Below are 14344 nucleotides of genomic sequence, written 5' to 3' on the forward strand. Positions count from 1 at the left end.
CAGGCCTTTTCAGAAACGGTACTTCACGTTCAGGCCAAAGGTCCTTTCATCCTGGGGAATCTCGGTCTGGACATGGTCAAAGGTCCCGGGGTGCGAATAATCAACATTGAACAGGTTGTAGACAGAAACGGACATCTCCAGGTTCGACGTCAACGCGTTGTGGCTCAGGGTGGCGTTCGCAAGAAAGAAGGAGTCAATAGTCTCACTGAGGTCCTTCGACAGGACCTCTCCCACATACTGGTTGTCCACACTGAGGTAGACCTCACCCCGAACCAGGGGAACCGAAACTCCCAGGTTGACTAACTCTTCCGGGGAGTTGGGCAGCTTTTCCCCCGTCTCAATGTTTTCCGTTGTCTGGAGGGCTACCGAGAGGTACCCGGAGGCATCCTCGCTGATGTATTTTCGGATCTCGAACTCCAGGCCTGTGGATATAATGTCATCGGGGCTGTTTAAGAACTGGACCACCGTTTCTGCAAAATCGATGGGGCTTACGACCTCTTCAGCCTGGATCAGGGATTCGAGGTTTGTACGGTACGCAGATGCGCGCAGACCCCATTTGGCATTGAGATCGTGCTCCAGGATCACTTCGCCAGTGCGTATCACCTCCGCCTCCAGATTGGAGTTGGAGATCTGGGTCAATCCCCCGTCGTTGTAAAGAAACTCATTGAGGTTGGGGACCCTGAACGCCTCGCCGTAAAGCCCCTTCAGGCGGGTCCGGGGCCCAATCCCGACAACGATGCCAACTCGCGGGTTGGTTCGCTCAACGTCACCTTTAAACACATCCTCATCGTAAAGGTTATGATTCAGACCGAGGATCAGGGAGGCGTTAGCCGAAAGGCCGATCTCGTCCTGCACGAAGGCGGATATATTGTAGTAAGTCAGCTCATCGTCCTCGTACTGGAAGAACGGATCAACGTCATAACTTTCCAGATCTGCGCTGTTTAATGAGTATTTGGCCCCAAAGGCCAGTTTATTTGAAGTGATCCCCTTGTAATTTCCCTGGAATTCGAGAGATTGCCAGTACACCTTCCAGTCGTCCTTGAAGATCGTATAGGGGGCATCACGCCAGGTGGGAACCGAATAGTCATAATCATAGGCAACAGGAAAGTCGCCATCATAGTAGTAGTGTTCTGTTGTAGCCTTGACCCACCACGACAGATCCTCTCCCGGGTCTGATGTATATGTAAGGTCAAGATACTGGTAACCTTCCTGAATGATCTCCTTGCCGGTGGAGGGCAAGAACGCCCACACTGTAATCAACTCCACCTGAAGTACCTTTTGTCCTGGCGGCGAGGGTCGTGATCCCGGGCTCTTCAAGGGTCACCTGCACCTCCTCATCTGAACCGTCCGCGGGACCCTTGGTAATGATGTTGATGGTGGCAAGCATGGCGTTTTGACCGTAAAGGGCCGAGGCCGGGCCTCTCACGATCTCGATCTTTTTGATATCGTCCATATCGATGCCAAGGCCCGGACCGGTGAAGAAGCTGTCGTTGGATGCCTCATTAAAACGGTGACCGTCCACCATGAGAAGAACCCGGGCATTGTAATCGCCTGGAAGACCGACCCCTCTTACACCGAGGTAGCTATAATTCCGGTCGGAGGTGACGTAAAACCCCATCACCGACCTCAGGGCATCTGAAAGGGTCCTGTAACCGTAGCGGCGGATCTGCTCACCCGTAATAATGGTGACCGACGCGGGCGCGTCGGACACGTCCTGTTCGTATCTGGAAGCACTGGCCACCGTCTTTACCTGGACAGACATGAGATCCTCCAAGCTCAATTCGGTGAGATCGACAGTGGGTTCTTCTGCTATGACCACCGAAGGGACTGTCCATGACAACCCCAGAGCCAGCGTTATTAACAGCAAACCTTTAACAACTTTTCAGGTAGCGCATACCGGTTTCAATCCGCTTTCGTAATAAAACATGACCTGGCTCCTTTAAAACAGGTTTTTCATTCACGCTCAGTCCGGTGATCCAGGGACCGCATCTTATTCAAAACGAGGCCGCTGATCTGGATCGGAACCACTGTTTTTATAAATGGTTCCTATCGTGAAGGTCTTTAAGCCATAGAAAAACCACCACGATTTGATTGCATATTTGAAATGACATCACAATAGTGCGCAAATTACATGCCCGGCAAAGGTTTATTATGCTCCTATATTTAGCATTTAAAAACAATCACTTAGGCGGCATTGTTCAGCTTCACTGATTCGTGGCTGCATAAAATAAACGACCAGAATCGTCACATCTGACATTTTTTGGCAGTAAGTGGGATAAATTGAGAATTGAGGGTTGCGGAAAAATCGATCGACTTGGCGACCCGTCTTCGTCCTTGGGGCGTCGCCGTTGGCTATGCCCTCACAAGTCGGACTACGCCGCGGCAGGCTGAGCGACCTGGCGAACAAGACCTGATTTAACGCAGAGTGCGCAAAGAGCGCAGAGGAAACCACATTCAGGGGGAGAGCTAATCCAGAAACCTGGAAAACGGAGAACGGATGAAACCGTGAACCGTGAACCGTGAACCGTGAACCGTGAACCGTGAACCGTGAACCGTGAACCGTGAACCGTGAACCGTGAAAAGCTTGTGTTTTCGGTTGGAAGTGTCAAGTTTGTCCGTTCACTTTTCACTATTCACTGTTCACTATTTCCTGCACAATCCAAAATCATGAATATTAACCGTACCTTACCGATCCTTTTAATATTGATACCTTTGAGCATTATTAATTGTTCAGGAAAGTATCACACCTTTGCCGATTATCCGGGTTTTAGGGAATATTATCAGGCCAGGTGCGATACTACCCCACCACCTGCCGAAAAGGATCGGGAATTACTTGAAAGGTTCCGGCCACGGTTCATTCTCCCCCCCGGCGGCTCCTACCCTATCGATTTTTACAGGGATTTCCTGCCCTATACGGTCATGAAATCCTGGCCGGACAAAAATATCGTCGCCCTGGATGTGAACAGGGGGCTTCTTCAGAAACACCGCGCGGACCGGGGCGCCTACCTGGAATTTGACACGAAGCGCTTCAGATCTGACGGGAAGGATGTCAGGTGGAGAGAGGGGTCACCGACCCCGGGTGAGGACAGGTCCCCGGCCGTTTACGGAAGAATTTACCGGGAGCTGGTCAGTTTTTTGGAACCGGACGGCTCTATAGAAAAACACGATCTTATATTCCTGAAGTACAACGTCCTTTTTGCCACCAGCGGCCTGCCGGCGGAACTGTCAGCCTGGTCCAGGCTTCTCCTTACCTTGGGTGGTTTCGACAGGGATGACTGGCATGTGCTGGACAACTTCGTGGCCGTCCACGTCGTTCTTGATGAGGCTGAGGCACCCATAGCAATAATTCTGGCCCAGCACAACCATCATCGGGCCTTCATGATCGGCAAGGATATCCCCTTGCCCCTGGACGAGCGCACTGCCTTCGACGTTGCCCTTCGTTCCAACGAGATATACCCGGCCTCGGATTCGCCTGACGCTGTAAACCACAGAGTTATCCGGTGGAGCCTTTATCTGGACTATCTCCTGAGCGGGGAGAACGGTCCGGCCCTGAAAGGCGCGGATGTGACCTGGGGTAGAAACGCCGGTGGCGGTGAATTCGATTACGACCTTAAAACCCTATCCCCCTGCGACCCCCTTTACACATCAGAGATGCTCCTGGGCCAACCGCGCCCCTTCATGGGCATCTACCTGGGTCGGGACGGCCCTCCGGGAAGTGACTACTACAACACTCCAAAGCTGCTGCCCATGGGCAATATGCTGAAGTTCGCCTATCTGAAGGATGGAGACCCAGAGGACATAGCCCTTGTCCGTAAGGCCATCGATCGGAAGAACGACAGGATAGATGTGGAGATGATCATGGAACACGGGGGAAGAAGGTTTCTGGAGGACTGGAGGGAAGTAAACAAATTGCGGATTGCGAATTGAGGATTCCGGATTGAGGATTTTTAAAGCAAAGAAGCATGATGCCAATTAACAATTCGAAATCCTTAATGCTCAATGCTCAATGCAGAATTCTCAATAATTTTTCTTCTCCCTGTGTGCCTTGCCAGTTAACTTCCCCAGAACAAATCCCATGACCATCCCCATAAGCACCAGGAGAGGAAAGGCGATGATCCTGGACATGGTGATATCCCAGAAGAATATCTTGAAGGCCACCACCTCCATATTCTGAAGGAGGATAACAGCGAAAAGGAAGAGAAGTACAACGATCGCCCACGTTTTTGCTTTCATGCGAATACCCCCGAAAAAAGGTAAACGGTGAATGGTCAATAGTTAACAGAATAGCACAAAATCCCGCTTCTATCCTTACACTTCACCGTTCACTGTTCACGGTTCACCGAGCTCACTTTTTGTCCTTCTCCTTGTCCCTTGTTTTGTAAGTTACCACCCTCACCAGCCCGATGCCAGCCCCCTTGTCATCTGTGGTCACAGCGTCACTTACGGAGATGACCTTTTTCACATTGTCTCCCTCAAGGAAGGCGTTAACCTGCTCGTCGAGGGTTTCGAGCTCTTCGTGGGCGTGGAAGACCTTTAAGGGGATCGAAAACGTTTTTACTTTAACCATTTTAAGCCTCCTGTGGGTCAATTCCAGATTTTAGACAAAATATTCTTTCACCAAGTATAACTTAACCACACAGAGGTGTATGGTATAGGGGATAAGTGATATCGGCTGAAAACCAACAGCTCATAGCGTAAGATCTCCTGCGTCCTGCGTGCTGCGTCCTGAACCCACTGGTCTTACCATTTTTCCTTGACATCTTTATTGATTTTACTATCCTATGACCCATACAAAAATATAAGCCAAAGTTAGGGGTGTCCGCTCTGCGGTCTGAGATCATACTCTTACTTACCTGACCCGGATAATACCGGCGTAGGGAAACGGAACTGGCACCAGCCGCAAGGCGAAAAAAAACCGTTTCCCGAAAGAGAGGCGGTTTTTTTATTATGCCCGGTACCACCAGGCCCCTCACGAACACCGAGCGGGACATATACAGCAGACATCTCCTGATCCCCGAGATCGGCCAGGAAGGCCAGGCCAAACTCCTGGGCAGCGGCGTCCTCGTTATAGGGGCGGGCGGTCTGGGCAGCCCGGCCCTCTATTACCTCGCTGCCTGCGGGATCGGCCGCATCGGCATCGCCGACAGCGATCGTGTGGAACCTTCCAACCTCAACCGCCAGATCCTTCACGGCCCCCCCGACCTGGGCGAGGGGAAGACGGTTTCCGCCCGTAGAAGTATCGAGCACCTCAGACCCGATATGGAGGTCGAAGAGTACCCGTTCCGCATCGACCGTTCCAACGGGCCGGGCATCGCTGCCTCTTATGATTTCATCGTTGAGGCCACCGATAATTTCCAGTCAAAATTTCTCATTAACGATATCTGCGTCGGTGCGGGCATTGCCTTTTCCACCGCCGGTATCCTGGCCATGTATGGCCAGACCATGACCGTGATCCCCGCCAAAGGCCCCTGTTACCGCTGCGTATTCCAGGAGGCTCCGGCCCCGGGAAAGGTCAAAACGGCCGCCGAAGCCGGTGTTCTGGGTACGGTACCGGGGATCCTCGGCGCCATTCAGGCCACGGAGGCCATCAAATATCTTCTCGGTATGGATGGACTGCTCACGGGCGCCCTTCTCACCTTCGATGCGGCAGCCATGGCCTTTAGAAAGGTCAGGCTTCCCATGGACAAACGCTGCCGGGTGTGCGAGTAAAACCCACCCGGGCGATCAACGGAAAGGCTGATTCTATGGACAAACCACTAGTGATCGGAGGGCATACCTTTACATCGCGTCTTTTGATGGGAACAGGCAAGTTCTCCTCCCCGGAGGTAATGAAGGAGGCCCTGCAGGAATCCGGGACCGAAATGGTCACCGTAGCTCTCCGGAGGGTCAACATCCACGATCCGGGGGACAGCATCCTCTCCAATGTAGGCCGCGATCGATACGTCCTTTTGCCCAATACATCAGGCGCCAGGGACGCAGAGGAAGCGGTGCGCCTGGCGAGGCTTGCCAGAGCCGCCGGGGGCGGGGATTTCATCAAACTGGAGGTAACACCGGACCCTAACTACCTCCTCCCCGATCCTATAGAGACCTTAAAGGCCGCAGAGATCCTGGTTAAGGACGGGTTTACAGTTCTCCCCTACATCCATGCCGACCCCATCCTGGCCAAACGGTTGGAGGAAGTAGGCACAGCCACTGTGATGCCCCTGGGATCCCCCATCGGTTCCAACCGGGGGATCAGGATGCGAGACGCCATTGAGATCATCATCGAAATGGCAAACGTGCCTGTAGTCGTAGACGCTGGACTGGGAGCGCCCTCCCACGCTGCCGAAGCCATGGAAATGGGAGCCGACGCGGTTCTGGTAAACACCGCTATTGCTGTGGCCGGTGACCCTGCCGCCATGGCACGGGCCTTTAAAAAAGGCACTGAGGCCGGAAGAGAGGCGTTTATTGCCGGGCTGGGCAAACCCCGCAAGAAAGCCGAAGCGTCCAGCCCACTGACCGGATTTTTGAGGTAAATAAAGAGACAGTTTAAGAGGTAATCAAAAATGACCTTTGACAACGTGATCGAGGGCCACTCCTGGGACGATATCACCAGGCAGATCGCCGAAAAAACCCCTGAAGAGGTCCGGGAGGCCTTGTCTCCCGGGATGATGGACTCCGGGGGCACTGATATTGACAGGTTTATCAGCCTCGTGTCTCCAGCGGCGGATGAAGCCCTGGAGGAGATCGCCCAGCGTGCCCAGCTCATTACCGAGCAGAGGTTCGGGCGGATTGTAGGGCTGTACGCGCCTATGTATTTGTCTAACAGCTGCACCAACTCCTGCCTCTACTGCAGCTTTAACGCGAGCAACCAGATAGACCGGGAGACCCTTTCTGTTGAGCAAGCCGTTTCTGAAGCCAGGCATCTGCATGATGAGGGGTTCCGTCACATCCTGCTCGTTTCCGGGGAGGATCTGAAAGCGGTGAACCTGAATTACCTCAAGGAGGTGGTGAGCAGCCTTCGCCCTCTCTTTGACTCCATCTCCATCGAGATCTACCCCATGGAGACGGACCAGTACCGCGAACTCGCCCAAAGCGGCGTGGACGGGCTCATCATCTACCAGGAAACTTATAATAAAGACCTCTACGCCCAGGTCCACGAAGCCGGGAAGAAGACCGACTACCGCTGGCGCATCGAAACGCCGGAAAGAGGCGGGGCAGCAGGTTTCAGGCGCATCGGACTCGGCTCCCTGCTGGGCCTCGACGACTGGCGTACAGAAGCTGTCTACCTTGCCATGCACGCCCGGCATCTTATGCGCAAATACTGGCGCAGCCAGGTGACGATTTCCTTCCCGAGGCTTCGGCCCGCCGTGGGAGGCTACGAACCCCCATGCCCCGTATCCGACCGGGACCTGGTCCACATGCTCACCGCCCTTCGTGTCTTTTTGCCCGATGCGGGCATCCTGCTGTCCACCAGGGAATCGAAGGAGTTCAGGGACAACATGATCCCCCTGGGGGTCACCTCCATGAGCGCTGGTTCCTGCACCCAGGTGGGGGGCTACACCGGTAACTCGGCAACTGCAGGGCAGTTTGAGATCGCAGACCACAGGACCCCGGAAGAGGTGGCTGAAACGATAAAGAACATCGGCTATGAACCGGTGTGGAAGGACTGGGACGCGGCGTTTATAAGGTGAGAAACACCCGTGGGTGCGTAAAGCGTGCGTGCGTACGTGCGAAGATCACAACGCAATTGACCCCTCTTTTGGAATTTGCGTAAAGTCTGTCATCGCGATCAATTACCATGCGAAGCAATCCCGGTTACTATAAAACGCGATGTTTTTTTGAACGCAGAGTTACGCCGAGGCGGCCCTCTGGTAGGCCGCACGTCTCGCAGAGAGCCGCAGTTAAACTTATAATTTGAATCTGGTTCTTACCCGCGGTCCACTGCGATAACACCTGAGAGGAGGTGTTCCTGCGGTCCACTGCGTTAAAGCTTTCAGCAAGGAGAAGTGTAAATGGAAATTACAGTAAACGGTGAAAAGCAGGAACTGGACGGCAAAATAACGGTGGGGCAGCTTCTCGAAAAACTCGGCATCGACCCCGAGGCGGTGATCATCGAGCGGAACCTGGATATTTTGAGCCTCGATGATCACGGTAAAACGGTTCTTACCGAGGGCGACAGCATCGAGATCATCAGGATGGTGGACGGTGGTTAGTCCGGTGAGACAAAAGAGGATCGATGCCTTCCTGGATATTGATCTTTATCCTGTGACCTGTGAGAGCCTTTCGGCCGGGCGCTCCAACGTTGAGGTATTAGAAGGCCTCATCGCGGGGGGAGCCAGGGTCGTCCAGCTTCGGGACAAGGAGGCCTCTCCGGGTGACCTTTACAAAACGGCTGTGACCTTCCGGGAGATGACCACGAAGGCCGGTATGCTTCTCATCGTCAACGACTACGTGGACATCGCTCTTGCGGTGGGTGTTGACGGGGTGCACCTGGGCCAGGACGACATGCCGCCGGAAGCTGTGCGGAGCATCGCCCCGGATCTATTGGTAGGCATTTCCACCCACTCTTTAGAGCAGGCCCTAACCGCCCAGGCAGCCGGAGCCGACTACATAAACATCGGACCCATCTACCCCACCGGCACCAAGAAGGTTGCCGTCAAAGTCATGGGACCGAAAGCTGTGACCGACATCGGCAGCCAGGTCCAGATCCCCTTCACCGTCATGGGCGGCATCAAGGAGTCCAATATGGACCAGGTGCTTAAAAGGGGAGCGAGGCGGCTGGCGGTAGTGACGGCGGTGACCCAGGCGCCTGACATAGCCGAGGCTGTGAGAAAAATGAGAGAGAGGATACTCGGCTGGCATGAAAAAAGCTGATTCCAAATTCCAGATTCCAAAGTTCAAATTTCAAACAGTTACGGGCGGCCTCTGGCCGCCTTTTTTATGCGACGAAAGCTGTCTAACCACAGGGTACACGGGGGTTACACAGGGGAAAACTTGGTTCCTGTAAGCGCGGTGAAGGCTCACTCACGCAGAGCCGCCGGGGGGCGCAGAGAACGAAACGGATAAAGAACAAATAAGAACAGACATAAACCCCAACAATAATTATTCTCGATTTCTTTTCAGTTTCTCTAAAGCCAGTGAAGCTTCATCTGACCAGGGATAATTTTCAAGCAGGAGCGCGAGGAAGGAGAGGAAGGATCTGGCTTTGTCCTTCGGACTGAGCCGTGGCAAGCGAGTGGGATCCCCCCGGCATTAGATCCTCTCAGTGGCCTCCGTGATCTTTGTGGTGAAAATCACCGCTTTTATAGCAACTGGATTCCGGGTCTTCGCCCGGAATGACGGAGTGGGTTCCCCCGGGTTCAAGTTTTCCCTCCGTCTTCGTTCTTCGAACTTCGCCGTGACTCGCAATGACAATGTATGTTTTACTGCGTACTGCGTGCTGCGTCCTGCGTGCTACTTAATCGCTTTTACAATACAAAAAACGCCTTCTCCGAACCCTTCCCTCACCGGTTCTGGCTCCGTCATCTCCCGTGGGTATTTAAAGATCGTCTGGACGAAGCTTGTGGAGCTAAACCCCGCCTCCTCCAGCATTGCCTTTACCTCGGCCGCAGAATAGAAGGTGGCCTCCCGGTAAAAGGCGCTGTCGGCCTTGTTGGCATCGTAGATCCTGCCGGTGGGGGTGTCGCGGTCAATAAAGGCAACGATCAAAGATCCGTCTGGCTTCAGGACTCGACGGGCCTCCCTGAACGCTTCCGGCACATCATCGAAGAAGCAGATGACCGTGACCATGAGAACGAAATCCAGGCTCTCGTCAGGGAAAGGAAGGTCCTCCGCCACCCCATGGACCACATCGATGCCCTTTTTCCGGGCCACCTCCCTCATGGATTGGGAGGGATCCACTCCCAGCTTGATGCCGAGGGGCTCGGCGAAGCGGCCGGTTCCCACACCGACCTCGATCCCCGAACCGGAAGGCAGCACCGACCTGACAGCCTCAACCTGGGACTCGTAGGTGAGGTTGTTCTTCTCGAACCAACCCTCGTAACGATCTACCTGACTGTCAAAGGTTCCGGTCTTGGCCATGGATCACACCTCTCTATAAGGTTATAGGTATTTCAAGTCTGATATACCAATGTTAACAGGGATAAAGGGGATGAAAGGGATGGGCAAAAACGAGCACAACTCCTACGGAACTCGCTTCGTTGCTCTGTTTTTTGCTTTTACCCCGACACTCCGTTACCCCGATACCCCGATACGATCTTGTCCTATCCCTTCCCTCCCGGCCACGGGCAGGCGTTGGAAATGGTCACCGTCATGACCGCCTCCCCCACTGCGGCTACTCTTAAGAACGCTTCATGGAGGGCGGCGAATATCTTATCATCTTCACCCCACATAAGGGTGCTCATGGGACCGGTCTCCCTCTCGATACCGTGGTGATCAAAGACCTGGGTCGCTGCTTTGATGGAGGGGGAAAGTTCGTCCTGCCGGAGGGGGTAGAAACTGACCTGCGCGGTTATGCCGAGCATGGGGGAACCTCCTGATCTCAGATCTAACAAAAAACATTTCACCACAGGGTACGCGGGGTTACGCAGGGTAAATCAAGATCCTGAATCATTTCGATACAAGTTTTTAGATAGGCACGTAATTGAATTGGATTCGCTTTACCCTACTAAACCCTGCGGTGTAGCCATCGTGGCTGCGCTACGGTAAACAAGCTTTTGATCTAATTCTACGTTCTACATTCCGCATTCTACATTCTTACTTTTTTATGCTCAGCCCCGCCTTGATAATAAGCAATATCCACGGGATCCCGTGGAAAAACATATCAAACCAGTCGATGGGTTTGACGAGCTTGCCCCTGGCCAGCATCTGGAGCTTCTCCACAATGTGTGGCGGAGTGAAGGGGGCGAGCCCCAGGGTCAGGCAGGCGACGATGACGAGGATCCAATCCAGACTATCTATCCATGTAAAAAATTGTTCCAAAATAGAACCCCTTCACTTGATAATTTACTTTTGCGTTTCACAGCTCATCCGATTTCGCCAACGGCTTTAGATCAGCTTCGACGGACAAGTAGCCTACGGTTCACGGTTCACGGATTACCCACCTCCCCCGATGATCCCCTGCTCGTACAACCAACCCACGAGCTGAGCCACGAAGTATACCGGGAAGATGTAAATGGACAGCTTAATGACGCTGTCAGGAAAGTTGACTTTGCGGTTGATCATTTTGCGGATACCGGTGACAACCACTGAAAAAGCAAAGGTCAGCGACAAAAGGACAATAAAATTACCGAGGGTCTTAAATGCCACCTGATAGGTGCCCTCCTGCACATACATCTGGATATAGACAAGAAGGAGTATAACTCCGCTCTGTACCAAAAAGAATTTCCGCATTTTGTCCTTCCTGGCAGCGTGTCGGAAAACGGCAACACGCTGCTGTTATTTTTTGTAAACCAGTCATCACCAAGGTCTTGAAATGATGAAGGTTGGCTTGATCCCTGGAAGTGTAAATCAAAACCTCCGCAGTAGATATTATCGTCTTTATTGAACCGTTGTTGAAGTCTGGATTCCGTGTCCTCGTTTCACTCGGCCCGGAATGACAAAAGGGGATGCCAGCCCTCCAACCAATCCCTTTTATCCCCTTCACCTGCCGCGGCAAAATCACCAAAATGAGGGACGAAGAAGGGTCCCTGTTAAGTCAGCCTTTGATCCTATTCTGAGTTCTACATTCTACATTCTGTCTCTAAGACACCTCAATACCTACATACTTGGATACCGTTTTCTCCTTGTCTTTGCGTCTCCGTGTCAGGTGGTTTTTTTACCCAAAGCATACCTGGCATACCCCGGGACCCACATTCTGGACCGGACACGTTCCTCAAGGTGAGCAGGATCCACCGGTTTTCTGGCCACACCCTGCTCCATGGCTTTTCCGGCCACTGCGACAGCGATCTCCCTGCACACCTCCCTGAGTTCAGCCGGGTGAGGGTAGACACAGTTAATATCGAGATGGTCCTGCGGCAGGATCTCCGACAACCTTCTTGCCGCAGCGGTGATCATTTCATCCGTGATGGCCTTTGCACCAACCGTCAGGGCGCCCAACCCCACACCCGGGAAGATGAAGACGTTGTTCCCCTGTCCCACAGTGAAGATCCTGTCACCCGAGGTGACATCCGGGAAGGGGCTCCCAGTCGCGACAATAGCTTTCCCTTCGGTCCATCGATAGATGTTATCAGGCGCCGCCTCGGTTTTATCTGTGGGGTTTGACAAGGGGAAAATAATGGGCCTTTCCGTATTTCCTGCCATGGTTCTGACAATATCCTCGCTGAAGGAACCTCCAACCCCTGAAAGACCCACAAGAACTGTAACGCCCCCATTTCGCACCAGGTCCAAAAGAGAAACCTGGTCGGGGTTTGCCAGGGGCCAACCCCTGGAGAAACCTGCTTCCCTGGATAACCCCTTCTTGTATTCATCAACTTCTCTCCTGCCGTCATGTACGACTCCCCTGCTGTCGAGTACGTAGATCCTGTGTTTCGCATCTTCGAGGGTAAGCCCCTTGGCAACAAGGCTCTGGCAGATCTGCCTGGCGACTCCAATTCCACCGGCTCCCGCTCCGAGTATGGCAAAGATCTGATCGGTGATACTGGATCCGCTTATCCGCAGGGCTCCCTTTATTCCGGCCAGGACCACTGCCCCGGTTCCCTGGATGTCGTCGTTGAAGGAGGGCAGTTCATCACGGTATTTTTCGAGAAGAGTAAAGGCGTTCTGTTTGGAAAAATCCTCCCACTGCAGGACCGTGTCGGGGAAATTCCTCTTCACTCCCTGTACGAACTTATCGACAAAGGAAAGGTACTCCTCCCCCCTGATCCTGTTTTTCCTGATTCCGAGATAAAGAGGATCGTTGAGGAGTCCCTCGTTATTGGTACCCACGTCCAGTGTCACCGGCAGGCAGTTGGCAGGGTGAATGCCGGCGCCCCCCGTGTACAGGGATAGCTTGCCTACAGGTATTCCCATCCCCCCGACCCCCTGGTCTCCGATACCCAGAATTCCCTCAGAGTCGGTGGCAACGATCATCTCGATGTTCCGGTAAGGCAGGGAACGGAAGATCTCATCGATGTTGGAGATGTTTTCCGGAGAGAGGAATACGCCCCTCGTAAAGCGGAAGATATGGCTGAACATCTGACAGGCAAGGCCCACCGTCGGTGTATAGACAATGGGTATCATCTCCTTGAGGTGTCTCATAAGAAGGGCATAGAAAAGGGTCTCGTTCCTATCCTGAAGGGCGCGGAGATAAATATATTTTCCCAGGTCGGATTTCTTGTCATTAAACCCCTCGTACCTTCTCTCCACCTGCTGGTCGAGGGTCGAAACGGCGGGTGGCAGGTAGCCGTCTATCCTGAAAAGTTTCCTTTCCTCCGTAGTGAAGGCCGTCCCCTTATTGAGGATGGGGTTATGAAGTAGTTCCATGCCTTCGGTGTCGATCTCAACGACCTCTTCCCCTGACTCATCCTTGTAGATCCTGTAGTGAAGCATTGGACCCTCCTTGCGATATTGATATGAAGGAATTCCTACAACGCACTCAACGCCTAACAGTATAACAGGGATAGTATTCCGGAAGGGTAATGTCTTAAAATTAGGCTCGTCGCACAAATGAGTGCATGAATCTGGTCTTTGATAATTGAAAGCATGAGTTCCTTCGGGTACTTAGATGGTGAGAGCCAACCCTTGTACCCGAGGAGGAACCCATGCTCATCTCTAAGCTAATCAAGAACACGCTGCCATTGCAAGGATTTCGTGTTGGAAACGTGTCCGCTCACGAGGAAACTCTCGCTGTTCAGATCATCCCCGACCGGCGATATTCGCCACGTTGCGGTTGTTGCGGCCTGGCTGGCCGGTACCGGGACACACGGTCGGTGCGTAGTTTCCGGCACGTTCCTTTGTGGAGGATCGAGGTCATTCTGTTTTATGCGCCTCGCCGGGTTCGTTGTGAGGCGTGTCGCGGTGTTTACGTGGAAAGGATGCCGTGGGTGGCAGGCAAGCGTCGCATGACAACAGCCTTGGCTGTGTTCCTCGCCACTTGGGCAAAGGAACTCCCTTGGGCTCGTGTCGCCGACCTGTTTCGCTGCTCCTGGGGTACGGTAAACAACGCGGTGGCCTATGTTGTCGATTACGGATTGGCTAACAGGGACCTGTCGAAGATCACCAATATCGGTGTTGATGAGATATCCCGAAAACGTGGTCATGTCTATCTCACGAACGTTTACGACCTGGATCGTGCCGTGTTGATATGGGATAGTGGACCCCTTAGATGGGACAGTTTGTTAAAGTGTAACAGACTCGTTCCGAAAGGGGATATGGATGAAGAAGC

At 53.2% G+C, this 14344-nt stretch carries 16 protein-coding genes and 1 riboswitch; of the genes, 7 read left to right on the top strand and 9 right to left on the bottom strand.

Annotation, left to right across the window (positions count from 1 at the left end; genetic code table 11):
* Positions 1–9 precede the first annotated feature (9 nt).
* Entirely contained in the window at positions 10–1251 is a 1242-nt protein-coding gene (locus P1S59_11405; protein ID MDF1526859.1) for a TonB-dependent receptor, read from the bottom strand.
* Positions 1190–1867, bottom strand: coding sequence for a TonB-dependent receptor plug domain-containing protein (locus P1S59_11410; protein MDF1526860.1), 678 nt, complete (start codon positions 1865–1867; stop codon positions 1190–1192). The genes P1S59_11405 and P1S59_11410 overlap by 62 nt, the downstream gene beginning before the upstream one ends.
* An 845-nt stretch (positions 1868–2712) precedes the next feature.
* On the opposite strand from P1S59_11410, the gene P1S59_11415 reads away from it, so the two are divergent.
* Positions 2713–3927 carry a hypothetical protein gene (locus P1S59_11415; protein ID MDF1526861.1) on the top strand — a complete coding sequence of 405 codons (1215 nt, stop codon included), beginning with the start codon at positions 2713–2715 and terminating at the stop codon, positions 3925–3927.
* A 90-nt stretch (positions 3928–4017) separates the two neighbouring features.
* Here P1S59_11415 and P1S59_11420 read toward each other — a convergent pair whose 3' ends face one another.
* Positions 4018–4233 (bottom strand): hypothetical protein, encoded by a 216-nt coding sequence (locus tag P1S59_11420; protein ID MDF1526862.1) that lies wholly within the window; start codon positions 4231–4233, stop codon positions 4018–4020.
* Between the two features lie 112 nt (positions 4234–4345).
* Positions 4346–4567, bottom strand: a complete 222-nt coding sequence (locus P1S59_11425; GenBank protein MDF1526863.1) for a hypothetical protein — start codon at positions 4565–4567, stop codon at positions 4346–4348.
* 234 nt (positions 4568–4801) lie between these two features.
* Positions 4802–4897: riboswitch (TPP riboswitch) on the top strand.
* A 50-nt stretch (positions 4898–4947) separates the two neighbouring features.
* On the opposite strand from P1S59_11425, the gene P1S59_11430 reads away from it, so the two are divergent.
* The 5 genes from P1S59_11430 to thiE all read left to right on the top strand — a co-directional run bounded on the left by P1S59_11430 (position 4948) and on the right by thiE (position 8856).
* Positions 4948–5709: a HesA/MoeB/ThiF family protein gene (locus P1S59_11430; GenBank protein MDF1526864.1), complete on the top strand. Its 762-nt coding sequence runs from the start codon at positions 4948–4950 to the stop codon at positions 5707–5709.
* Positions 5710–5744: 35 nt separating this feature from the next.
* Positions 5745–6515: a thiazole synthase gene (locus P1S59_11435; protein MDF1526865.1), complete on the top strand. Its 771-nt coding sequence runs from the start codon at positions 5745–5747 to the stop codon at positions 6513–6515.
* Between the two features lie 30 nt (positions 6516–6545).
* The gene (gene thiH / locus P1S59_11440; protein ID MDF1526866.1) at positions 6546–7673 is read left to right on the top strand and encodes a 2-iminoacetate synthase ThiH; all 1128 of its coding nucleotides are present in this window, start codon (positions 6546–6548) and stop codon (positions 7671–7673) included.
* Between the two features lie 321 nt (positions 7674–7994).
* Positions 7995–8195, top strand: a complete 201-nt coding sequence (gene thiS / locus P1S59_11445) for a sulfur carrier protein ThiS (protein MDF1526867.1) — start codon at positions 7995–7997, stop codon at positions 8193–8195.
* 4 nt (positions 8196–8199) lie between these two features.
* Entirely contained in the window at positions 8200–8856 is a 657-nt protein-coding gene (thiE, locus tag P1S59_11450; protein ID MDF1526868.1) for a thiamine phosphate synthase, read from the top strand.
* 579 nt (positions 8857–9435) lie between these two features.
* Here thiE and P1S59_11455 read toward each other — a convergent pair.
* The 5 genes from P1S59_11455 to P1S59_11475 all read right to left on the bottom strand — a co-directional run bounded on the left by P1S59_11455 (position 9436) and on the right by P1S59_11475 (position 13509).
* Positions 9436–10062, bottom strand: coding sequence for a class I SAM-dependent methyltransferase (locus P1S59_11455; GenBank protein MDF1526869.1), 627 nt, complete (start codon positions 10060–10062; stop codon positions 9436–9438).
* 182 nt (positions 10063–10244) lie between these two features.
* Positions 10245–10505, bottom strand: coding sequence for a YkoF family thiamine/hydroxymethylpyrimidine-binding protein (locus P1S59_11460; protein MDF1526870.1), 261 nt, complete (start codon positions 10503–10505; stop codon positions 10245–10247).
* 232 nt (positions 10506–10737) lie between these two features.
* On the bottom strand, positions 10738–10962 hold the full coding sequence (locus tag P1S59_11465; GenBank protein ID MDF1526871.1) for an RND transporter: 225 nt from the start codon (positions 10960–10962) through the stop codon (positions 10738–10740).
* Between the two features lie 114 nt (positions 10963–11076).
* A complete protein-coding gene (locus P1S59_11470; GenBank protein ID MDF1526872.1) occupies positions 11077–11373 on the bottom strand; it encodes a hypothetical protein in 297 nt (98 codons plus the stop codon).
* A 411-nt stretch (positions 11374–11784) separates the two neighbouring features.
* Entirely contained in the window at positions 11785–13509 is a 1725-nt protein-coding gene (locus P1S59_11475; GenBank protein ID MDF1526873.1) for an NAD-dependent malic enzyme, read from the bottom strand.
* Positions 13510–13721: 212 nt separating this feature from the next.
* Here P1S59_11475 and P1S59_11480 point away from each other — a divergent pair.
* Positions 13722–14344: helix-turn-helix domain-containing protein (locus P1S59_11480; GenBank protein MDF1526874.1), on the top strand; the 623-nt coding region annotated here is incomplete at its 3' end.

It is taken from the genome of bacterium (assembly GCA_029210965.1).
In the GTDB taxonomy this organism is placed as follows: Bacteria; BMS3Abin14; BMS3Abin14; order BMS3Abin14; family BMS3Abin14; genus JALHUC01.

What these genes read in the sequence shown, in the direction of transcription:
- P1S59_11420 (MDF1526862.1), bottom strand. Translation starts at nt 4,233, where the DNA reads ATGAAAGCAAAAACGTGGGCGATCGTTGTACTTCTCTTCCTTTTCGCT.
- P1S59_11425 (MDF1526863.1), bottom strand. Translation starts at nt 4,567, where the DNA reads ATGGTTAAAGTAAAAACGTTTTCGATCCCCTTAAAGGTCTTCCACGCC.
- P1S59_11430 (MDF1526864.1), top strand. Translation starts at nt 4,948, where the DNA reads ATGCCCGGTACCACCAGGCCCCTCACGAACACCGAGCGGGACATATAC.
- P1S59_11435 (MDF1526865.1), top strand. Translation starts at nt 5,745, where the DNA reads ATGGACAAACCACTAGTGATCGGAGGGCATACCTTTACATCGCGTCTT.
- thiH (MDF1526866.1), top strand. Translation starts at nt 6,546, where the DNA reads ATGACCTTTGACAACGTGATCGAGGGCCACTCCTGGGACGATATCACC.
- thiS (MDF1526867.1), top strand. Translation starts at nt 7,995, where the DNA reads ATGGAAATTACAGTAAACGGTGAAAAGCAGGAACTGGACGGCAAAATA.
- P1S59_11455 (MDF1526869.1), bottom strand. Translation starts at nt 10,062, where the DNA reads ATGGCCAAGACCGGAACCTTTGACAGTCAGGTAGATCGTTACGAGGGT.
- P1S59_11460 (MDF1526870.1), bottom strand. Translation starts at nt 10,505, where the DNA reads ATGCTCGGCATAACCGCGCAGGTCAGTTTCTACCCCCTCCGGCAGGAC.
- P1S59_11470 (MDF1526872.1), bottom strand. Translation starts at nt 11,373, where the DNA reads ATGCGGAAATTCTTTTTGGTACAGAGCGGAGTTATACTCCTTCTTGTC.
- P1S59_11475 (MDF1526873.1), bottom strand. Translation starts at nt 13,509, where the DNA reads ATGCTTCACTACAGGATCTACAAGGATGAGTCAGGGGAAGAGGTCGTT.